The sequence below is a fragment of the Collinsella sp. BIOML-A6 genome (assembly GCF_009875845.1).
Classification (GTDB): domain Bacteria; phylum Actinomycetota; class Coriobacteriia; order Coriobacteriales; family Coriobacteriaceae; genus Collinsella; species Collinsella aerofaciens_H.
The window spans coordinates 27,619-48,027 of record NZ_WWSL01000014.1 but is presented as its reverse complement, the minus strand read 5'-3'; the positions used below and the strand labels follow the sequence as shown (position 1 = coordinate 48,027).

Genomic DNA, 20,409 nt, shown 5'->3' with positions numbered 1-20,409 from the left:
TTTCACTCGTTCACTTCGCAAAAAGTCATTCACCTTCGATTTACGGCAGCCCGTCAGTCACCCTCTTGGTATTAAAAATGGGGCAAGGCCACACGCCTTACCCCATTTTTTGCTAACTATAGCAACTTGTGCGCTACTCGCGGCACAGGTGCACAGCAAAGCCGGCGAACTCGCGCTTAAAGTACACGAGCTTGGTGCCACCGTCGGGCAGCAGCACGCGCGACTCCTCGTTGACCTCGAGTCCGCGCTCGGCAAACCACTTCTCGGCCGCATCGATGTCGTTGACGGCAAAGCCGATGTGACCCTTGGCGCCACGACCATTCTGCTTCATGACCTCGACCAGTGAATCATTGAAGTACGAAACCGGGGTCTCGATGACGGGCAGGCCCATCATCGTCGAGAACAGCTCCGCGATCTCCAGGGCATCGGCCGGGTCGGTGGCGTTGATACCCACATGGGCGACGCGCATGCCAAAGAGCTCTACCGGGTTGGCATTCTGCTCACTCATACAGTCAGCGCCTACTGAGCCATGACGTCAAGAACGGCCTTCTCGGCAGCGACGCGGTTCATGCCGGTCATGAAGGGCACGCCGCTCACGTACGGGCAGGTGAGGCCCTCGGGGGCAACGGTAGTGGCGATCAGCAGGTCGGCGCCCTCGTCGCAAGTATCCTTGGCCTCGGAGATGGCGCACTGCACGATCTCGTACTTGTCGGCGTAACCGTTGGCGTCGAGCAGGGTGGCGACCTTCTGGGCAACAAGCGTGGAAGTGGCAGCGCCAGCGCCGCAAGCCAAAACGATTTTCTTCATAGGTAATGTCTCCCTTCATGGTTTACTTTTGCTAAGTGTACCGCAGCGAGCGATGGCACTCGGCCTCGATGCGCTTTTATGCCAGTTTGCTTGCGCACTGCGTATAATACATCTAGTACGTGTTGTCATACCACTCGCCTTATGAGCGATTAAGGACCCTAATATGCCCGATTCCCGCACCCTCTGGACCGCCGTCGTCGTCATCTGTATCGCCGTGTCGGTATTCTTTAGCGTCAAAAAACGTACCACGTTTAAGCGCCTGCAACAGCTTATGGCTGCCAAACAGTGGGACGAGTTCGATCGTTTGCTCGACGGCAAACTCACCAGCATGTTGTATCCACGCTACAACCGCGACTACCTGCGCCTGAACTCCTATCTGCTGCGCGAGGACCACGAGCGCGCCGACGAGATGTTCGACCTGCTGCTGAGCCTCAACCTACCCAAGATGCAGCGCGTCGACCTGGTGATCAAGGCCTTTAACTACTACGTTGGCCAGGAGAACCGCGAAAAGTCCAAGGAGTTGCTGCACGAGATCAAGGGGTTCGAGGGCGGTCAGGCCGAGGCAGTCGCACACGAGTGCCAGCTGATGTACGACACGATGATCCTCAAGCGCCACAACGACATTCCCGAGCTGGAGCGCATGCTCAAGGAGGCCGGTGACGATCCGGTCAAGAGCTGCCGCCTGGAATACCTGCTGGCCCTGCAGTACAAGAACAAGGGCGACGAGGCCAAGTTTGCCGAGTACTTGGAAAAGTCGGGCCAGCACTCGATGGCCGTCAACGCGTAACGGACGGCTTGTGCTAGACTTCTAGACTTACGGGGGCGTGGCGGAATTGGCATACGCAGGAGACTTAAAATCTCTCGCCGCAAGGATTGTGGGTTCGAGTCCCACCGCCCCTACCACGCATTGTCTACGAGCCCGTATCCCCCGGAGATGCGGGCTCGTTTCTTTCGGACGCCGGTGGGACTCGAACCCGCGAGGGGGCGAGCGTCAAGCGGACGCGCAGCGTCCGCAGCGAGCCGGCGAGGGCGCCGGCAGGCGACCGAAGCCGGTGCGTATTTGCACAGCAAATACGCAGACGTCCCACCGCCCCTACCACGTATTGTTTACGAGCCCGCGTCCCCCAGGGATGCGGGCTCGTTTCTTTTAGATGCCAGTACAGATGGTGAGTTGCGGTGGAATAGTTCTTGTTTATGCCGTTTACCAGCCTATTTAGGAACTATTTCACCGCAGCTTAGGTTGAAACTCGCACATTTTTCGATGGAAAAACGTGTTTGTCTCCCACATTTTTTGATTGAAAGATGTGGTTGTCTCGCACATTTTCCAAGGGAAATGCGCATATGGCCTTATACTATCCGAAAGGGTTGGGAGGCAATATGCAGCGACAGCTTATGAGTGAACTTATCGCTTGGAAATCAAGAGCGAATCGCAAACCCCTCTTGCTTAAGGGGGCCCGCCAGACAGGTAAGACTTGGCTTCTTAACGAATTTGCAAGCCAGCAGTATCAACACGCCATTCGTTTTGACTTTATGCTCGAGCCGAGCGCACGCTCGCTGTTCGATGGGGACCTCGACCCCAAGCGCATCATCTCCCAGATTGAACTCCTGCGCGGCCAAACCGTAACGCCGGCAGACACGCTCGTCATCTTCGACGAGATCCAAGAGGCACCACGCGGAATCACCTCGCTCAAGTACTTCAACGAGCTTGCACCCGAATACCACATCGTGGCAGCCGGTTCCTATATGGGCCTCGCGCTCCGACGCGAAAACGAGTCATTTCCCGTCGGCAAAATTGACCAGCTCACCATGCGTCCCATGGGGTTTGTCGAGTTCGTTCGCGCCGTCGACGGCAACCCGCTCGCCGACGCCATCCTTGCCGCAGACATGAACCTTCTAGCAAACGTTACCGAAAAGCTCGAGCACCTGCTCAAGGAATACCTTGTTGTCGGCGGCATGCCCGAAGTTGTCTCCGCTTTCGCCGAGACACGCGACTTCATCGAAGCCCGAAGGCTTCAGCAGCAAATCATCGAGGCTTACGAATCCGATTTTGGCAAACATGCACCCGCCCGCATCGTCGAACGCATGAGGTTGGTTTGGAAAACCCTTCCCGGCCAGCTTGCCAAGGAGAACAAGAAGTTTGTCTATGGCGCCCTTCGCCCCGGGGCGCGCGCACGCGATTTCGAGGAAAGCCTCCAGTGGCTTACGGACTACGGAATCGTTCATAAGGTGCCACGTGTTTCCGCTCTCAAGGCGCCGCTCTCGAGCTACGAAGACCTCTCGGGCTTCAAACTGTTCTGCATCGACACCGGCATCCTCGGAGCGCTCTCCGGCCTCTCTCCGGCCATCGTTCTTAACGGATCCGCTGTTTTTACTGAGTTCAAAGGTTCGCTGACCGAACAATATGTCGCGCAGGAGCTTTTGCTCCAGAACAAAACTCCCGCGTATTGGTCCTCTACCTCAGGCAATGCCGAAACCGACTTTGCCATTGACCATGCGGGAACCGTGCTTCCGCTTGAGGTCAAGGCGGCAGAGAACCTTAAAGCGAAGAGTCCGAAAATAGCCTGCGAAAAATTCAAACTCGAACGTTGTGTGAGAAGCTCCCTAGCGGCATATAGAGACGAGAGCACGCTCGTCAATATTCCGCTTTGGGAGATTGGGCAAATCGACAAGCTGGCATAGGCGCTGTGGGGACGCCCCGCAAGGACTGTCCCCAGGTGCCGGCAGAAAAGGAACGTCCCCAGGTGCCGGCTGTTGAGTTGCGGTGGAATAGGGACTGTTTGGTGCCCGAAAGGGCCATTTTGGTCCGTATTTCACCGCAACTTATGAGGGGATGGTTAAAGGGTGCTGAGAGTGGGGGGCCAGACGATGGTGGGGGTCGCGCCGTCGAGAACCTCGTTGATGGTGGCGGCCATACCGGCGAGCAGGCTGTTCTCGCTCACGGTAAGCGCCCTGTAGTCACCGGCGCGCATGAGCTCGCGAATCACCACGGCACCGGCCAAGATCACGCCCGCGCGTTTGGGCTGCACGCCTGGCAACGCGGCAATGCCTGCAACATCCAGCGCAGACATGCGCTCGATAGCGGCCGAAACCTGATCCAGCGAAAGCTCGCGTAGGTGCACAAAGCTCGAATCATACGGCTCCAGCTCGTGTACCAGCGCCACGAGCGTGGTGACGGTGCCACCCACCGCGACCAGGCGCTCGGCACGCTCAAAATCGCTGGGCAGGCCTTCAAAATAGGCGGCGAACTGCTCGCCTGCCCACACGGCAGCGGCAGCAAGCTCACTGTCCGTTGGCGGCAGTGCCGAGAAAAACCGCTCGGTCACACGGCGGCAACCGATGTCCAGCGAGCACGTCCCTTCCAGCGCAAAGACGCCACGCTCCGGTGCATAGACGCCCGTCGCGAGCTCCGTGGATCCGCCGCCCGAATCGGCGACGATAATCCGTTCGCCGGCAAAGTCGTGCGCCACGCCAAAAAATGTCAGGCGTGCCTCGACCTCGCCCGGAATCACCTGTGGCTCAAGCCCCAGATCGCGCAGGCCGTCCAGCAGCAGCGCGGCATTGGACGCATCGCGCGCGGCACTCGTGCACGTGGTGCAGATGCACACGGCCCCAAAGGCACGCGCCTCGTCCACAAACATGCGGCATGCGGCGAGCACGCGCTCGACCGCCGCCTCGCAAAAGCGCCCCGTCGCGTCGACGCCCTCGCCCAAGTCGGTAATCTCGGTATGCTTGGACGATTCCACGATCGCCCCGGCCTCGACCTGCGCCAGCACCAGTCGCGACGACACCGTTCCCAGGTCGATCGCGGCCACCTTATAGCGTTTGCAATTTGTCATTGCGGGCTCCCCTCCGGGCGCTATTTGCCGTTGGACACGACTGTCTGGCCCTCGACGCCGTTAAAACCAAACAGCATGTCGAGCGTCTGAATGTACCACGGCGCGTCCTTGCCGACTTCCTCAATCTCCTTGGCCACTTCGCTGGCCTTTTTGGCGTTCGAGGACTTTTTGCTCGAAGACGAATCCGAATCGCCGTCCAGGCCCTGCACTTCAATCCTCTTCTCGCCGGGCATCACCAGGCCCAGATCCTCGGATGCCGCATCCTTGATACCCTGCTCCGAGAGCAACTTGTCGACGCTTTTTTGCAGCTCGTCGTTGTACTGTTGGCGAATCTCGACCTGTTTGGCCAAGATATCGCTCGAGCGTTTGGCAACGTAGAGGTCGCGAACGGGAAAGTACAGGCTCACGAGCGCCAGGGCGACGACAATGCCAACAAACAGCCCGCGCTGGGGCCCATGGGTAAAGTCGTAGATTGCCTTGACCAACGCGTTATCGTTGGCGTAGTGCATGAAGTCCGAGCCCAAAAGACGGTTCGAGGGCCTGGTCGACTTTTCGTGCGCTTGAGCCGAGGGGCGCTGCGTACGCGAAGCATGCGTCGCGCGCGCCGAACGTGGCGGGCGGTCCGCCGACGTATTCATTTGAGCACGGGGACGCGAGGTGTTTGTCGGACGTTGCGCGGGGCGGTCAGCACCAGTGTAGCCGGACCCACCGAGCTGCACCGTACGTGCACGACGAGACGACGGTTCGTGCGAACCGGCGGAATAATACCTGTTGTCGTAAATCTGATCCATGTGCGCCTTGTGCGGTTGAGGTTTGTTTGCGCTAAGTCCTTTAGTTATAGCACGAGCGCCCGCACCTCCTTCGCCAGCCTTTGCTCGACATAAAAAAGGCGCTGAGCCATACGGCCCAGCGCCCAATGGCAGCCATCAGAAGTGGAGCGGAGCCGAGTCAACCCCGCCCCCCGCGAGCACCACCTGTTTAGCGAATGTTGTAGAACGCAGACCTGCCGGCGTAGCGCGCGCTGTCCTCGAGCTCGTCCTCGATGCGGATGAGCTGGTTGTACTTGGCGATACGGTCGCTGCGGCACGGGGCGCCCGACTTGATCTGACCGGCGTTGACGCCCACGACCAGGTCGGCGATCGTGGAGTCCTCGGTCTCGCCGGAGCGGTGGCTCACGATGCAAGCGTAACCCGCCTCCTTGGCGGTCTCGATAGCCTCGAGCGACTCGGTGAGCGTGCCAATCTGGTTGACCTTGACCAGGATCGCGTTGGCGGCGCCCAGCTCGATGCCCTTCTTGAGGCGCTCGGTGTTGGTGACGAACAGGTCATCGCCCACCAGCTGTACCTTGTTGCCAATGCGCCGAGTGAGCTCGACCCAGCCGTCCCAGTCCTCCTCGGCCATGCCGTCCTCGATGGAGATGATGGGATAGGTGTCGACGAGCTTCTCCCAGTAATCGACCATCTGGGCGCTCGTGTACTCAACGCCCTCGCCCTTGAGCTCGTACATGCCGGTCTCGGCGTTGTAAAACTCGGTCGAGGCCGGATCCATGGCGTACATGAAGTCGACGCCGGGCGTAAAGCCGGCCTTCTCCACGGCCTTGGTGATGTACTCGAACGGCTCGGCGTTGGTCTTGAGGTTGGGCGCAAAGCCGCCCTCGTCGCCCACACCGCCGCCCAGGCCTGCCTCGTGCAGCACGCCCTTGAGGGTGTGGTAGACCTCAGCGCACCAACGCAGGCCCTCGGCAAAGCTCGGGGCGCCTACCGGCATAATCATGAACTCCTGGAAGTCAACGTTGTTGTCGGCATGCACGCCGCCGTTGAGGATGTTCATCATGGGCGTGGGCAGCAGGTGGGCGTTGACGCCACCCAGGTACTGATACAGCGACAGGCCCGCCGACTCGGCAGCGGCGCGGGCGGCGGCCAGCGACACGCCCAGGATAGCGTTGGCGCCGAGCTTGGTCTTGTTGGGCGTACCGTCGGCGGCAATCAGTGCGGCATCGACGGCACGCTGGTCGAAGGCATCGAGGCCCACGACGGCGTTGGCGCACTCGTTGTTGACGTGCTCGACGGCCTGCGAGACGCCCTTGCCCAGGTAGCGGCCCTTGTCGCCGTCGCGCAGCTCGCAAGCCTCGAAAGCGCCGGTCGAAGCGCCTGAAGGCACCATCGCGCGACCGAAGCTGCCGTCCTCGAGCACGACCTCGACCTCGACGGTGGGGTTGCCGCGGCTGTCGAGCACTTCACGACCGTAGACGTCCAAAATGTCACTCATGTTGTCTCCCTCTCACTTGGAAACGGGTTGAATGCTTGGCGACACGGCATTGCGCCAATGTGGCGCTTTGGTTTGCAAGTTAGCCTTGTCGCACTTTTTGCATTATGCCCTAAGTTAGCCAATGGATACATATGAATTGGAGAAATCATTCTTTAGGGCCCTTGTTTTTACACCAGGCATTCATCTCTAGAGGTCCTCTCCATTAAAATCTCCAATCCGCATTCCGTTTTTACCCGACTTGCGAATGTAAGAGCCAATAATGTGCTTCGCATCGTGCAAAGTTCTGGATATCGTGCAAATCTAAGGGTCTGAAGTTCTGGATATCGTGCATAATCAGGTTATAAAAGTTCTGGATATCGTGCACGAGGTAGCCATGCTTAAACGAAAAGCCTATGACACACTACTAAAATGGAAGCATGAAAGCGCTGGTAAAACAGCACTTCTTATTGAAGGAGCTCGCCGCGTCGGCAAGAGCACGCTTGCCCGCACGTTTGGAGAAGCCGAATACAAGTCCTGCCTTGTCATTGATTTCTTTCAAGCACCTGCCGAAGTTAAGCAATATTTTGAGGACTATCGCACTGACTTCGACTCGCTCTTCCTCTATCTCTCGGTTTTCTATAACGTCAAACTCTATGAACACGAGACGCTTATCGTCTTTGACGAGGTCCAGATGTACCCGCAAGCACGCGGACTCATCAAGTATCTCGTTGCAGACGGACGTTACGACTACATCGAAACTGGATCCCTGTTCAGCATCAAGCAGAACATTAAAGATATCGTCATCCCGTCCGAGGAAGAGTCTTTGGAACTTGAGCCCCTCGACTTTGAGGAGTTCCTCTGGGGCATGGACGAAAAGGGGCTGGCCGATCTCATTCGCATGAGCTTTAGCAAAATGAAGCCGCTCCCTGATGCCCTACATCGCAGAGCGCTCTCCCTTATGCGCGAATACATGCTCGTAGGCGGCATGCCTGAGCCGGTATCCATCTATGTTGAACAGCGCGCTTTTGCGCCCGTCGACGCATCGAAACGCCGAATCGTCCAGCTCTATCGCAACGATATCTCTCGTTTTGCAACCGGTTACGAATTCAAAGTCGTCTCCGTACTCGATGGCATCCCGGGTCAACTCTCTAGGCACGAAAAGCGATTCAAGCTTTCCTCACTTGATAAAAACGCGCGCATGCGCACCTACGAAGAAGCCTTCTTTTGTCTGGCAGACGCGCGAATTGCCAATATCTGCTATGCCGCAAGCGAGCCGAGCGTGGGCCTTTCACTCAGCATGGAGCAAACAGCACTCAAGTGCTACATGGCAGACACCGGCCTGCTTGTAACGCTTGCCTTCTCTGACAACAACGATACCGATGAAGACGTTTACAGGGCCGTGCTTCGCGGCGACATCGGATTGAACGAAGGAATGCTTACCGAAAACTACGTTGCCCAATCTCTAAAGGCCAATGGACACAGGCTCTTCTTTTATTCCCAAAGTGGAAAGAAGGAGGGGGAGGAGCGCATGGAAATCGACTTCCTCGTTACCCGACCCTATGTCAATGCCGCCGGAAAGCCGCGCATCAGCCCCATCGAAGTTAAGTCGCCACGCAGATACGGAACCATCTCCCTCGACCGATTCCGCGCGCGCTTTAACAAGAAAATTTGGACGGCTTACGTGTTGCACCCTAAACAACTCGAGTGGGATGCCGAAGCGCAGCTGGCACATCTTCCGTTGTATATGGCTTTTTGCTTGTAGAGACCTCTCTGCGAATGGATGCCGTGAGAGACGCAGGTCTCACTCGCTTGCTTTTGCTTGGTCCCACAGGTCGTTGAGTTGAGCGGTTGAGCAGGCGGCGAGGTCATCGCCCGCCTCGCGCGCAGCAGCCTCCATCGCGGCCCAGCGGCGGCGGAACTTGGCCGTGCTCGCGCGCAGGGCGCTCTCGGCATCGATGCCCTCTTTGCGCGCAACGTTGACCAGGGCAAAGAGCAGGTCGCCAAACTCCATCTCGCGCTCGGGCGAGCCAGGCTCCTCGGCCTCAAACTCAGAGCGCTCCTCGGCGACCTCGTCCCACACATCCTGGACCGTCTCCCACTCAAAGCCCACGGCAGCCGCCTTGCGCGACACCTTCTGCGCCTGCATCAGCGCCGGCAGATGCGTGGGCACGCCGTCGAGCAGGCCCTCGGGCGCAGCCTCGCCTGCCGCCACGGCCTTGTCCTTGGCAGCCTTCTCGGCAAGCTTGACCTCGTCCCAAATCTTGAGTACCTCGTCGGAGCTGTCGGCATCCACATCGCCAAACACGTGCGGATGACGACGAATGAGCTTGGCGTCGATATCGCGTGCCACATCGGCCAGCGTAAACTCACCGGCGTCCGCCGCAATCTGCGCATGCAGCACGACCTGCATGAGCACGTCGCCGAGTTCCTCGCGCAGATGCGCCACGTCGTCCGCCTCGATGCAATCGAGCGCCTCGTAGGCTTCCTCGATCATGTTCTTGCCGATGCTCTGATGCGTCTGCTCGCGATCCCACGGGCAACCGTCGGGCTGACGCAGGCGCCAGATGGTCTGCACCAGATGCTGCAGCTCGGCCGACGCGTCGACCAGCGTGGACAGATCGCGCGAGCCCTCAGCATTTTGCTGAGCCATATGCTGCGCCATGGTTATTCCTCCTCCATGACCACGTGACGGAACGCGCCGCCCTCGTAGATGCCGTAGCTGTGCGTACCGTCCTTGGGAATGCTCACACTGCCGGGGTTGAAGAGCCGCAGGCCCGGGTGCGCGGCGCTCTCCTCGTTAACCTTGATGTGCGTGTGGCCGTAGACGAGCGCGGAGCCCTCGGGCAGCGCGGGCGCATGGTCGACGCTGTTGTGCATGCCGGCGCCAAAGACGTGGCCGTGTGTCAGGAACAGCTCGCGGCCGGCCTCGTCGAACAGCGTGGCGTAGTCGGCCATGACGGGGAAGTCGAGCACCATCTGGTCGACCTCGGCGTCGCAGTTGCCGCGCACCGCGATGATGCGGTCGGCCAGGGCGTTGAGCAGCGGAATCACGCGCTTGGGGGCGTAGTCGCGCGGCAGGTCGTTGCGCGGGCCGTGGTAGAGCAGGTCGCCCAGCAGCACGATGCGGTCGGGCTGCTCGGATTCGATGGCGGAGCAGAGGCGCTCGGTCCAGTATGCCGAGCCGTGGATATCGGAGGCGATGAGGTATTTCATGGTGGTCCTTTCGGGTGGGGTTGATGGGGCTGAATACGGGGTCCGGCGGATGTGGGGCCCATCTACCGTGTTACTCGAATCGCAGCGCCACGCTCTGGGCCGCCTGCATCACGCGCTGGAGCGGCACATTGTGCTCACGGGCAAGACGGGCGCAATCCTCGTACTCAGGAGCCGCGCGCTCGCTGCCGTCGGGCAGGGTGGCTACTTTGACGGCCACCTCTCCCCAAGGCGTCGCCACCTGCTCAAAGCGGCGTGGCAGGCAGACGCGTTCCATCACCTGGCGTCGGATACCGTTGGTCGTGGTTTCCAAAAAGATGATTGTCTGCAGACGGTCAATGTCCTCGCGGGCGCAGATTACCTGCAGCTGCCAGCCGGGACGGCCCTTCTTGCAGTAAAGGGGCAGCCAGTGCGCCTCGCGCGCGCCTGCCTCGCGCAGGCGGTCGGCGGCATAGGCGAGTACCTCGGGCGACGCATCGTCGATGTCGCACTCCAGCTTGACGATGGTTTCGGGCGCATCGGTCTCGCGGGATAGCGGAGATGTACTTCCACGTTGCATACGGTCCGGATCCTTTCCGCACGGGCTCGTTTTATTCACCCAAACGCTAGCACATCGGACGTGGCACAGGCGTGACTTTCGTCCATAGCCGCCCTCGCTCCTATCCAAACGTGTACGTCAGCCTCCAAACATGTCACTTTTTGTCGGTTTTGGAGGCTGACGTACATGTTTTGACGCGGGGCCGATGCCGCGTGGCGACCCTCGCACGCAACCCACCTTTCCAGTCGATTTCGGCCGCAGCGCGCTCGTCGCATCGGGGGCCGCGCCATTACAATGGAGCGGATTCACCAAATGCAAAGGAGTCGCCATGCCCGCATGCCCGCTGGTCGATTGCCACACCCATACCTCGTTTTCGGACGGCCATGCCACGTTTGAGGACAACGTTCGCGCCGCCGCGGCGGCCGGATGCCGTGTCATGGTCTCGACCGACCACCTCACCCTGCCTGCCAGCATGGATGCTAACTGCGAGGTGCAGGTCGTCGAGGGCGACTTGCCAGCACATCGTCTGGCCTTTGAGGACGCCCGCAAGCTCGCCGCGCAGATTGCGCCGGAGCTCGCCTTTATCTACGGTTTTGAGTGCGATTGGTACGAAGGTTGCGAGCCTTTGGTTGAGCGCTGGTCCGCGGGTGCCATTGTGCGCTTGGGCAGCGTGCACTGGATTGGCGACCCGGGCGATATTGCGGCAGGCGCTGCGGGCACGGCAGAGACAGAGGACGTCGCGCGCCCCGATACGCCCGATTCCCTTTGCGGCTGGATCGACGACGATACCAACCTGCACGTTTGGGAAAACTTAGGCGTGCGCGGTGTGTGGGAGCGCTACGTCGACGACTGGTGCCGTGCTTGCGAAAGCTCACTCAACTTTGACGTGATGGCCCATCCCGACCTGGTCATGCGCTTTTCGAAGGAGGGCTTTGCACCCGACTTTGACCCCGCGCCGTTTTGGCAGCAGATGGCCGAATGCGCCCACGATACAGGTCGCCGCGTTGAGGTCTCGACCGCCGCACCGCGCAAGGGCCTCGACGACTACTATCCCGCGACCGGGCTGTTGCGTTGCTTCGCCCACGCCGAGGTGCCGATTACTTTTGGCTCGGACGCACACCGCGCCTGCGACATCTGCTGGAATATCCGCGAGGCTCAGGCCCATGCCTACGACTGCGGTTATCGAACCTTCGACATCCCCCACCCCACCGGCGAATGGGAGTCCACGCCCCTCGCCTAGACATCCCTTCATGAGTTGCGGTGAAATAGTTCCTGTTTATGGCCCTAAGACCGTCAAACAAGAACTATTCCACCGCAACTTCTATTTCATTGGCAACTCCCGAAAGACTGTCCCTAACGACTAGTCGTTTAAGAACGTCCCCAATGACTAGTGGCGGCGAGCGTTGAGTTCGCCGGCCAGCTCATCGAGGGTGATGCCGTAGCGTTCGAGCGTCACGAGCAGGTGGTAGACCAGATCGCCGGCTTCGTAGCGGATGTGGTCGTGGTCGTTGTCCTTGCAGGCCATGATGACCTCGCTCGCCTCCTCGGCAAGCTTCTTGAGCAGTTCGTCCTCGACGTCGGTCAGCAGACGGGCGGTATAGCTCTCCTCCGGCGACGCATCGCGACGACCGTGAATCACCTCGGCCAGTCCCGTCAGCGTCTCGCCGATATTTCCCGGCTGCACGTTAGCTGTTCTGACTCCCATGGTTATTTCCTCTCGTTACTGCAGCGTAAAGTAATTACCGGTCTCATCGAACCGAGGCTTTGCACCCTTTTTCTCAAAGAACTCGACGATGACGGCATGGGCCTCATCGAGCCTTTCCTTCTCGGCCTCGAGCCAAAGCGACTGCGCCCCGCAGGCATCAGTCAGGTGCACGCGGCATGGCACGCCCACGCGGAGGAGCTCGGTGTTGCAGTCGGCGACCTCGAACGGCGTCACGACTTTCATCGCACGCCCCCTTCCACGCGCTTAAAGAAGCAGGTACGGTTGCCGGTATGGCAGGCCGGACCCGGCGAGTCGACCTTGACCAGCAGCGTATCGCTATCGCAGTCGGCCCAGAGCTCCTTGACCTCCTGTATGTTGCCGCTCGTCGCGCCCTTGTTCCAGAGCTCCTGGCGGCTGCGGCTCCAAAACCACGTGGTACCGGTCTTGAGCGTCAGCCCCACTGACTCCTCGTTCATCCAAGCAACCATAAGCACCTCACCGGTGTCATACTGCTGAACCACACAAGGAATCAACCCGCGGGCGTCGTATTTGAGCTCGGACGCAGTTATCACTTGCTCCATTTAAAAATCCAATCTCACGGGAATACCTTGAGAGGCCATGTATTCCTTCACCTGGCGAATGCTGAAGGTTCCAAAGTGAAAGACGCTGGCAGCCAGCACGGCGTCGGCTTCTCCCTCGATCACGCCCTCGGCAAAATGCTCGAGCGTGCCCACGCCGCCGCTCGCGATGACGGGAATCGGCACCGCGCGCGCCACGGCACGGGTGAGCGCCAGGTCGAAGCCAGCCTTGGTGCCGTCGCGATCCATGCTGGTGAGCAAGATCTCGCCGGCGCCGCGACGAGCCGCCTCCTCGGCCCACGCCACTGCATCGATGCCCGTGGCGTTGCGACCGCCCGCCGTGAAGACCTCCCACTTGTCGGCCCCCGGCTCACCGGGCAAGCCGACGCGCTTGGCATCGATCGCCACGACCACGGCCTGGCTGCCAAACGCCGCGGCGGCCTGGCTGATCAACGACGGATCGCGCACGGCAGCAGAGTTAAGCGACACCTTGTCGGCGCCGGCGGCAACCATGGTCCGCATGCCCGCCAAGTCGCGAAAACCGCCGCCCACGGTATAGGGGATAGCGAGCTCTTCGGCCGCATGCGCCGCCATCTCGATGGTCGTCGCGCGGTTGTCGCTCGTCGCGGTAATGTCCAAAAATACGACCTCGTCCGCACCCTCGCAGTCATAGGCGCGGGCCAGCTCCACCGGGTCGCCCGCATCGCGCAGGCTCACAAAGTTGACGCCCTTGACCACGCGGCCGTCCTTAACATCCAGACAGGGAATCACGCGTTTGGTAAGCATGGGCTACTCCTCCCCTCGGGCGGCTGCCAGCGCCTGTGCCAGCGTAAAGTTGTCCTCGTAGAGCGCACGGCCGGTAATGGCACCTTCAATCGTGCCCTCACCCACCGCGGCCAGCGCGCGGATATCGTCGAGCGTCGAGATACCGCCCGAAGCCACGACGGGAAAGCCCGCGACCTCGGCCACATGGCGATACGCCGCCACATCGATGCCCGTCTGCATGCCGTCGCGCGCGATATCGGTATAGACCAGGTGTTTAAAGCCCAGCTCGGAAAGCTGCGCCACGGCATCGTCGAGCACCACGCCCGCGCCGTCACGCCAGCCGTTCACCTTGACCTGGCCGTCGCGCGCGGCGATATCTGCCACCAGCAGCTCGCCAAAGCCGCGAGCCGCCACCTCGGCAAATCCCGGCTCGGTCACGAGCACCGTGCCGAGTGCGATGCGACGCGCGCCGTAGCCGGCCAGCTCGTCGATGCGTGCAAGCGAGCGAACGCCGCCGCCCACGTCCACGGACAGACCGTCGACGCCGCAGATGGCCTCGATCGCAGCCGAGTTGGCAGCGCACGCGTCCTCGTCCTCACCAAAGGCAGCGGACAGGTCAACGACGTGCACCCAGCTCGCGCCCTGCTCGGCAAACGAGCGGGCAACGGCCACGGGGTCGTCGGAATATACCTTGCAGCGGCTGCGGTCGCCGCGCTCCAGGCGCACGACCTTGCCGCCGATCAAATCGATTGCGGGAAACAGAATCATCGGCTGGCCCCCTCGACGATGCTCACGAAGTTCTTAAGAATGCGCTGACCTAGCGCAGAGGATTTCTCGGGATGGAACTGACAGCCCCACACGTTGCCGTGGCGCACGATGCACGGAAAGCTCCGCGTATAGTGCGTGCGCGCCAGCACGTCGGCGGCATCGGCGTCGTCTGCCACCGCGTAGCTGTGGGTGAAGTACATGTTGGCACCCTCGGCAAAACCGGCGAGCAGCGGGTCAGCCGCACCGGCAGGCGTCATGTGCACCTGGTCCCAGCCCACGTGCGGTACCTTCAGGCGGCTCGACTCCAAGTGCGTGCACGAACCGCGCATAATGCCCAGGCCATCGACCCAGGGGGCGCCGGCCCGCTCGGGGGCGTTGCCGTCGGCGACCACGCTCTCGTCCGCAGGCACGCCCTCGTTGCCGCGCTCAAAAAACAGTTGAAGGCCCAGGCAGATGCCGAGCAGCGGAGTTCCAGCGGCAACGGCGTCGAGCACCGCGTCCGCCTCGCCGCTCTGGCGCATAAAAGTGATCGCGTCATAGAACGCGCCCACGCCCGGGATGACCAGACCATCGGCGTTGCGGATCTGCTCCGAATCGTCCGACGTGCAGGCGACGGCACCAGCGCGCGCAAGCCCGCGCACAACGCTCGACAAGTTGCCCTTGTGGTAGTCGACCACCACGATCTTCGGTTCGCCCACGCGACCCTCCTTTTCCCCATTCAAAACCTGCCAAAAAGGGACAAGTTTTTTGGTCGGTTAAACGTTCACCCACTACATGAGACGGCATTTCCGCAGATAAAACCTGCCAAAATAAACCTGTCCCTTTTTTGGCAGGTTACAGCGAGCCCTTGGTGCTGGGGATGCCCTGCACGCGGGGATCCAGCTCACAGGCGTGGCGCATCGTGCGGCCCACAGCCTTAAAGGCGGCCTCGATAATGTGATGCGAGTTGCCGCCCGCCAGCTCGCGCACGTGCAGCGTGAGCTTGGCGTCGCGCGCAAAGGCATAGAAGAACTCGACGGCCAGCTCGGTATCGAAGCTGCCCACACGCTCGGTCGGCACTGGCAGCTCGCAGTAGGCCTGGCCGCGGCCCGAAATATCCACGGCGGCCATCACGAGCGTCTCGTCCATGGCAATCGCCGCGTCGGCAAAGCGCGTAATGCCCGCCTTGTCACCCAGCGCCTGGCAAAACGCCTCGCCCAGCACAATGCCCGTGTCCTCGACGGTGTGGTGCGCATCGACCTCCACGTCGCCCACCGCGTGCACCGTCAAATCGAACAGGCCATGGCGGCCAAAAGCGTTGAGCATGTGGTCGAAAAACGGTACGCCGGTCGAGATATCACACACGCCGCATCCGTCCAGGTCGAGCTTTACGACAATGTCGGTCTCCCCCGTCTTGCGGGTCACCTCGGCATAGCGGTCCATCTACATCTCCTCCTTCACCAGCACGGCAAACGCGGCCAGCACCTCGTCGTTTTCCTGCGGGGTGCCTACGGTAATGCGCAGACAGTCCGCGAGCCCCGGCGCGTAACTAAAGTCGCGCACCAAAATCGAATACTCGTCGCGCAGACGCTCGCGCACGCGCGTGGCATGCGACGTGCGCACGAGCACAAAGTTCGCCGCGCTCGGCCATGCCTCCACGGGCATGCCCTCGGCAGCCATTGCACGCAGGGCGCACAACTCGCGCTCGCGCTCGGATGCGACCTGTGCCACCACAGGCGCATACGCATCACGGGCACGCACGCAGGCAAGCGCGGCGGCCTGGCTTAGCACGTTAACCGAGTAGATTTGGCGAATCGCCGCAAACACATCGATGGCCTCGGGCGCCGCGATCACATAGCCCAGACGCGTGCCGGCGGCGCCAAACGCCTTGGACAGCGTATGCAGAATCACCAGGTTGGGATGCTCGGCGATAAGCCCCTGCGCCGTGGTAGCCGCGCCAAACGAATCGTCCGCAAACTCAACGTAGGCCTCGTCGACCATGACCATGCCGGGGCATGCATCGCACAGGGCCGCGACAAAGTCGAGCGGCGCCACGTCGCCCGTGGGGTTATTGGGCGAGGTCACGATGGCCAAGTTGCACTCCGGCGCCGCGGCGAGCATGGCTGCCTGGTCGAGCTCAAAGCTCGTCGGATCACGCCACACGTCGCGCACCTCGGTCTGGCACAGAGACGCAAAGAACGCATACTCGCTAAAGCACGGCGGGCAGTTGAGCAGGGTCCGTCCCGCGCCGCCAAACGCCAGCAGGTAGTTATAGAGCAGCTCGTCGCCGCCGTTGCCCACGCAAATATTCTCACGTGCCACGCCATGCCAGGCAGCAAGCTCATCGCGCAGGTCGTTGGACATGGGGTCGGGATAGCGGTTGAGCGGCGTGGCAGCCAGGGCCGCGTCGACCGCCTTGCGCACGCCAGCCGGCACGGGATAGGTGTTCTCGTTGGCCGAAAGATTGATGCGCGTGGGCGCAAAGTCGGGATCGTAGGGTTCGATACCGGCCAAGTAGGGCTGGACGAGCTCCTTCATGCGCGGCGTGAGTTCGGCCATGTTAGGCCTCCTCGCCAGCCACGCCAGCGCCATCTGCGCCTGCTGCCGCCAGGTCCACGCCCTCGGCAACCGTCGCGGTCGTATCACCCGGCCAGGCAACCTTGGTCAGGTCGGCCGCGGCCAGCGACTCGACGCTCACGGCATCCTCGCCTTGTTCCAGCACGCGGCGACGCAGAGCGGCGGAAAGCGCGTGTGCCCACAGACCCTCGGCCTCGGCTAAACGCTGTGTGGCGGGAGCGTCGGAGAGCAGGCCCTCGGGTGTATAGCAAATGATACTCGAGCGCTTAACGAACTCTTCGACCGAAAGCGGGTTGGAGAACATGGCCGTGCCGCCGGTCGGCAGCGTGTGGTTGGGGCCGGCAACATAATCGCCAAGCGGCTCGGAGCTCCAAGCGCCCACAAAGATGGCGCCGGCGTTGCGAATGCCGCCAAGCAGGCCCATCGCATCCTTGCAGTGCAGCTCCAGGTGCTCGGGCGCCACGGTGTTCACGGCCTCGACGGCGGCAGCCATATCGGCGGCCACCACGATGGTGCCCTCGTTGTCGAGCGAGGCGCGCGTGATTTCGGCGCGTGGCGACTGCGCCACCAGAATGTCGATGCCAGCCTCGACCTCGCGCGCAAACTGCCCATCGCAGGTCACCAGATAACAGGCGGCCAGCGGATCGTGCTCGGCCTGAGCCATCAGGTCTGCCGCGACCACCATGGGCTTGGCCGTAGCATCGGCCAGCACGCAGACCTCGGAGGGACCGGCGACCATATCGATACCCACGTCACCCGAGACAATCTGTTTGGCAGCGGCGACAAAGGCGTTGCCCGGGCCGGTGATCTTGTCGACACGCGGAATGGTCTCGGTGCCGTACGCCAGCGCGGCCACGGCCTGGGCGCCGCCCACCATATAGATCTCGTCCACGCCTCCAAGCTTGGCAGCCGCAAGCGTATACGGGCTGATCAGGCCATCTTTTTGCGGCGGGGTCACCATGACCACGCGCTTGACGCCGGCCACCTTGGCGGGAATGGCGTTCATGAGCACGGTGGAGGGATACTGCGCGCGACCGCCCGGCACGTAGATGCCGGCCGCAGCAAGCGGGGTCACTTTAACGCCGAGCATTGTGCCGTCCGGGCGCGTGGTAAACCAGCTCTGCTCGACCTCGCGCTGGTGGAACTCGCGAATCTGGCGCGCGGCCTTCTCAAGTGCGGCGACAAAGGCCGGATCGAGGCCTTCGAGCGCGGCATCGATCTGTTCTTGCGGCAAGCGGAAGCTCTGCAGCTCAACGCCATCAAAACGCTGGCAATAATCGCGCACCGCGGCATCGCCGTTGGCGCGCACGTTGGCCACGATATCGCGGGCGGCGTCGACGATGTTTTGCGGCAGCACGCCCTTGCGGTTGAGTTGGTTGGTAACGAGGCGCTCACCGGGAGCAAGCTTGATGGTCTTCATATCGGTATCCCCTATCGGTCGAGGTTGTATTCGAAAAACGAAAGGCCGGGCGGCGGCGCCAATCGGCCCGCAGCCCGTACGTTGGGGCGCCCGTGCGTGCTCGCGCTATTGTGCCGAGCCCGCGACGGGCTCAAAATGCTTGTCCTTCACGGCAGCGGCCAGGCGATCTGCCAGATTGCGTACGCGCGGATCCAGGCGCGCGGCACCCGGGTTGACAAAGAAGCGGGCCGTGCAGTCCATGATGCGACCGGTGATGACCAGGTCGTTGTCGCGCAGGGTGGCACCCGTGGCGGTAATGTCCACGATGCGGTCGGTCATGCCGACGATGGGGCCCAGCTCGATGTTACCGTGCAGCGAAACGATGTCGGCATTCACGCCGTGCTCGGCATACCAAGCGCTCGCGATGCGCGGGTACTTGGTGGCCACGCGAAGCGACCCGCGGCGGGCATAGTTGCGCTCGGCCTGGCCGGCGCGCCATGCGGGCTCCGCCTCGATAAAGGCGCACAGGCCGTAGCCCAGATCAACCAGCTGCAGCAGGTTGAGGTCGGCCTCGATAAGCGAGTCCCAGCCGCAGATGCCGCAGTCGGCGCCGCCGCAGCCCACAAAGGCGGGCGCATCGCTGGGGCGCACAATGACAAACTCGATATCGCCGACCGCGCCCTCACCGGCACGCGTGTCGCGTCCGCGCACGATCAGGTGACGGCCGGGGTCGCGCAGCTCAGAGACGTCCAGGCCCGCGGCCTCGAGCACGTCGAGCGTGTCGGCCTTAAGCGAGCCCTTGGGCACGGCGATGCGCAGCGGACCCTCGGCGCCACGGCCCGCGGCGTGATTGCCGTCGGAAGCGGCATCCTCGGCCGAGGTGCGCGCGGCCTCCAGACGCTCGAGCGAAAAGGCGAAGCCCGCCGCCGGCACCTCGATACCGTCGCCAAAAGCGCCGGTAAAGATGGAGTCGTAGCGTCCGCCCGAACCGACTGGATCGGGCAGGCCGCCGGCATAGGCCTTAAAAACCAGGCCCGTGTAGTAATCGAAAGAGTTCATGATGGAGAAGTCGAATGACAGTACCTGGGCGTCCTCGGGTGTCAGGCCCTCGACCAGAGCACGCAGCTCGCGCGTCAGCGGCGCGACGATACCGGCGGCCTCCAGCAGCGCGTCCACGCGGTCGAGCACCTCGGCACCGCCGTGCAGACGCGGCAGCTCGCTAATGGCGGCCTTGACGGCATCGGACTCGACGCTTGCCGCCACGCGGGCATCGAGGCCCACAAAGTCGTTGGCGTGCACGCAGCACAGGGCCTCGGCGGCCAGCTCGCGATCCTCGCACGCCGCGAGCAGTTCCTTAAACGGACGCACACTGCCCGCGATAATGCGTGCATCGGGCAGCGCCAGCTTGCGCACGGCCTCGGCCACCAGCGAGACGATCTCGACATCGCCCGCGGTGTCGCCCGCACCGATGAGCTCAGAGCCCAGCTGCGTAAACTGACGCGAGCCACCGGCATTGCGCTGGCACTCGCGGACCACCGGCGCCTCGTAGCGCAGGCGCAGCGGCAGATCGGCCGCGCGCATGCGGGTCGAAACCAGGCGCACAATCGGCAGTGTGTTGTCGGGACGGACCACCAGCAGGCGACCGTCATCATCAAAGAGCTTAAACGGCGTGTCCGCAATGCGGCCGCCCTCCTCGAGCGAACCCTTGTCCTCGAGTAGCGGCGTCTCGACCGGCAGGTAATGATGCTCCCTAAAGCAGCCCTTCACCGTCAGCGCAATCTCCTCGCGCGCCTGAGCCTCCTCGGGCAATATGTCCCGGAATCCCCACGGTGTGGCCGTCATCTGGTGAGCCTCCTCATGCTGTGTTTCATATAGAGCAGAAGACCGGCATAGCTCCGCCGGTCTTCTGGGTACTTTAGCATACTAGAGTGTTTGCGGGGAGAATCGTCCTCCTCGGCTCACACCGTATTCATTTGGAAACATAGGGCGAGCGGTTAGCA

At 61.8% G+C, this 20,409-nt stretch carries 22 protein-coding genes and 1 tRNA gene; 5 read left to right on the top strand and 18 right to left on the bottom strand.

Annotated elements, in window-relative coordinates; all coding sequences use genetic code 11:
* Positions 1-133: 133 nt before the first annotated feature.
* Both GT495_RS06195 and GT495_RS06190 read right to left on the bottom strand, forming a co-directional pair.
* Positions 134-508, bottom strand: coding sequence for a VOC family protein (locus GT495_RS06195; RefSeq protein WP_117799843.1), 375 nt, complete (start codon positions 506-508; stop codon positions 134-136).
* A gap of 11 nt (positions 509-519) precedes the next feature.
* Positions 520-807: a PTS sugar transporter subunit IIB gene (locus tag GT495_RS06190; RefSeq protein ID WP_152075000.1), complete on the bottom strand. Its 288-nt coding sequence runs from the start codon at positions 805-807 to the stop codon at positions 520-522.
* Between the two features lie 163 nt (positions 808-970).
* On the opposite strand from GT495_RS06190, the gene GT495_RS06185 reads away from it, so the two are divergent.
* The 3 genes from GT495_RS06185 (at position 971) to GT495_RS06175 (ending at position 3,486) form a co-directional block, all read left to right on the top strand.
* The gene (locus GT495_RS06185; RefSeq protein ID WP_161161940.1) at positions 971-1,594 is read left to right on the top strand and encodes a hypothetical protein; all 624 of its coding nucleotides are present in this window, start codon (positions 971-973) and stop codon (positions 1,592-1,594) included.
* A 31-nt stretch (positions 1,595-1,625) separates the two neighbouring features.
* Positions 1,626-1,710: transfer RNA gene (locus tag GT495_RS06180), tRNA-Leu, on the top strand.
* Positions 1,711-2,184: 474 nt separating this feature from the next.
* Entirely contained in the window at positions 2,185-3,486 is a 1,302-nt protein-coding gene (locus tag GT495_RS06175) for an ATP-binding protein (RefSeq protein ID WP_161161942.1), read from the top strand.
* A gap of 155 nt (positions 3,487-3,641) precedes the next feature.
* On the opposite strand, the gene GT495_RS06170 is transcribed toward GT495_RS06175, so the two are convergent.
* The 3 genes from GT495_RS06170 to eno form a co-directional block, all read right to left on the bottom strand.
* Positions 3,642-4,643, bottom strand: a complete 1,002-nt coding sequence (locus GT495_RS06170; RefSeq protein WP_161161944.1) for a hypothetical protein — start codon at positions 4,641-4,643, stop codon at positions 3,642-3,644.
* 20 nt (positions 4,644-4,663) lie between these two features.
* Positions 4,664-5,434: a hypothetical protein gene (locus GT495_RS10860; RefSeq protein WP_240128121.1), complete on the bottom strand. Its 771-nt coding sequence runs from the start codon at positions 5,432-5,434 to the stop codon at positions 4,664-4,666.
* A 187-nt stretch (positions 5,435-5,621) separates the two neighbouring features.
* Positions 5,622-6,911 (bottom strand): phosphopyruvate hydratase, encoded by a 1,290-nt coding sequence (eno, locus tag GT495_RS06160; protein WP_161161946.1) that lies wholly within the window; start codon positions 6,909-6,911, stop codon positions 5,622-5,624.
* A gap of 373 nt (positions 6,912-7,284) precedes the next feature.
* On the opposite strand from eno, the gene GT495_RS06155 reads away from it, so the two are divergent.
* Positions 7,285-8,652, top strand: coding sequence for an ATP-binding protein (locus GT495_RS06155; RefSeq protein ID WP_161161987.1), 1,368 nt, complete (start codon positions 7,285-7,287; stop codon positions 8,650-8,652).
* A 39-nt stretch (positions 8,653-8,691) separates the two neighbouring features.
* On the opposite strand, the gene mazG is transcribed toward GT495_RS06155, so the two are convergent.
* From mazG to larC, 3 genes are all read right to left on the bottom strand, one after another.
* On the bottom strand, positions 8,692-9,552 hold the full coding sequence (gene mazG / locus GT495_RS06150; protein ID WP_161161948.1) for a nucleoside triphosphate pyrophosphohydrolase: 861 nt from the start codon (positions 9,550-9,552) through the stop codon (positions 8,692-8,694).
* A 2-nt stretch (positions 9,553-9,554) separates the two neighbouring features.
* Positions 9,555-10,103, bottom strand: coding sequence for a phosphodiesterase (yfcE, locus tag GT495_RS06145; protein WP_156598065.1), 549 nt, complete (start codon positions 10,101-10,103; stop codon positions 9,555-9,557).
* Between the two features lie 70 nt (positions 10,104-10,173).
* Positions 10,174-10,659, bottom strand: coding sequence for a nickel insertion protein (larC, locus tag GT495_RS06140; protein WP_161161950.1), 486 nt, complete (start codon positions 10,657-10,659; stop codon positions 10,174-10,176).
* Positions 10,660-10,966: 307 nt separating this feature from the next.
* Between larC and GT495_RS06135 the strand changes: the two genes are divergently transcribed.
* The gene (locus tag GT495_RS06135; RefSeq protein ID WP_161161952.1) at positions 10,967-11,878 is read left to right on the top strand and encodes a PHP domain-containing protein; all 912 of its coding nucleotides are present in this window, start codon (positions 10,967-10,969) and stop codon (positions 11,876-11,878) included.
* 147 nt (positions 11,879-12,025) lie between these two features.
* Here GT495_RS06135 and hisE read toward each other — a convergent pair whose 3' ends face one another.
* From hisE to hisG, 10 genes are all read right to left on the bottom strand, one after another.
* Positions 12,026-12,343: a phosphoribosyl-ATP diphosphatase gene (hisE, locus tag GT495_RS06130; protein WP_117757622.1), complete on the bottom strand. Its 318-nt coding sequence runs from the start codon at positions 12,341-12,343 to the stop codon at positions 12,026-12,028.
* 15 nt (positions 12,344-12,358) lie between these two features.
* Positions 12,359-12,586 (bottom strand): hypothetical protein, encoded by a 228-nt coding sequence (locus GT495_RS06125; protein ID WP_161161953.1) that lies wholly within the window; start codon positions 12,584-12,586, stop codon positions 12,359-12,361.
* Positions 12,583-12,924, bottom strand: coding sequence for a phosphoribosyl-AMP cyclohydrolase (gene hisI / locus GT495_RS06120; RefSeq protein WP_161161955.1), 342 nt, complete (start codon positions 12,922-12,924; stop codon positions 12,583-12,585). Before hisI ends, GT495_RS06125 begins: the two co-directional genes overlap by 4 nt.
* Positions 12,925-13,707, bottom strand: a complete 783-nt coding sequence (hisF, locus tag GT495_RS06115; protein ID WP_161161956.1) for an imidazole glycerol phosphate synthase subunit HisF — start codon at positions 13,705-13,707, stop codon at positions 12,925-12,927.
* A 3-nt stretch (positions 13,708-13,710) separates the two neighbouring features.
* A complete protein-coding gene (locus tag GT495_RS06110) occupies positions 13,711-14,454 on the bottom strand; it encodes a HisA/HisF-related TIM barrel protein (protein ID WP_161161958.1) in 744 nt (247 codons plus the stop codon).
* Complete coding sequence (hisH, locus tag GT495_RS06105; protein WP_161161960.1) at positions 14,451-15,152, bottom strand: imidazole glycerol phosphate synthase subunit HisH; 702 nt, start codon at positions 15,150-15,152, stop codon at positions 14,451-14,453. Before hisH ends, GT495_RS06110 begins: the two co-directional genes overlap by 4 nt.
* A 136-nt stretch (positions 15,153-15,288) precedes the next feature.
* Complete coding sequence (hisB, locus tag GT495_RS06100) at positions 15,289-15,876, bottom strand: imidazoleglycerol-phosphate dehydratase HisB (RefSeq protein WP_161161962.1); 588 nt, start codon at positions 15,874-15,876, stop codon at positions 15,289-15,291.
* On the bottom strand, positions 15,877-16,992 hold the full coding sequence (hisC, locus tag GT495_RS06095) for a histidinol-phosphate transaminase (RefSeq protein ID WP_192924150.1): 1,116 nt from the start codon (positions 16,990-16,992) through the stop codon (positions 15,877-15,879).
* A gap of 1 nt (position 16,993) precedes the next feature.
* A complete protein-coding gene (hisD, locus tag GT495_RS06090; RefSeq protein ID WP_161161964.1) occupies positions 16,994-18,430 on the bottom strand; it encodes a histidinol dehydrogenase in 1,437 nt (478 codons plus the stop codon).
* Between the two features lie 105 nt (positions 18,431-18,535).
* Complete coding sequence (hisG, locus tag GT495_RS06085) at positions 18,536-20,251, bottom strand: ATP phosphoribosyltransferase (protein WP_161161965.1); 1,716 nt, start codon at positions 20,249-20,251, stop codon at positions 18,536-18,538.
* Positions 20,252-20,409 lie beyond the last annotated feature (158 nt).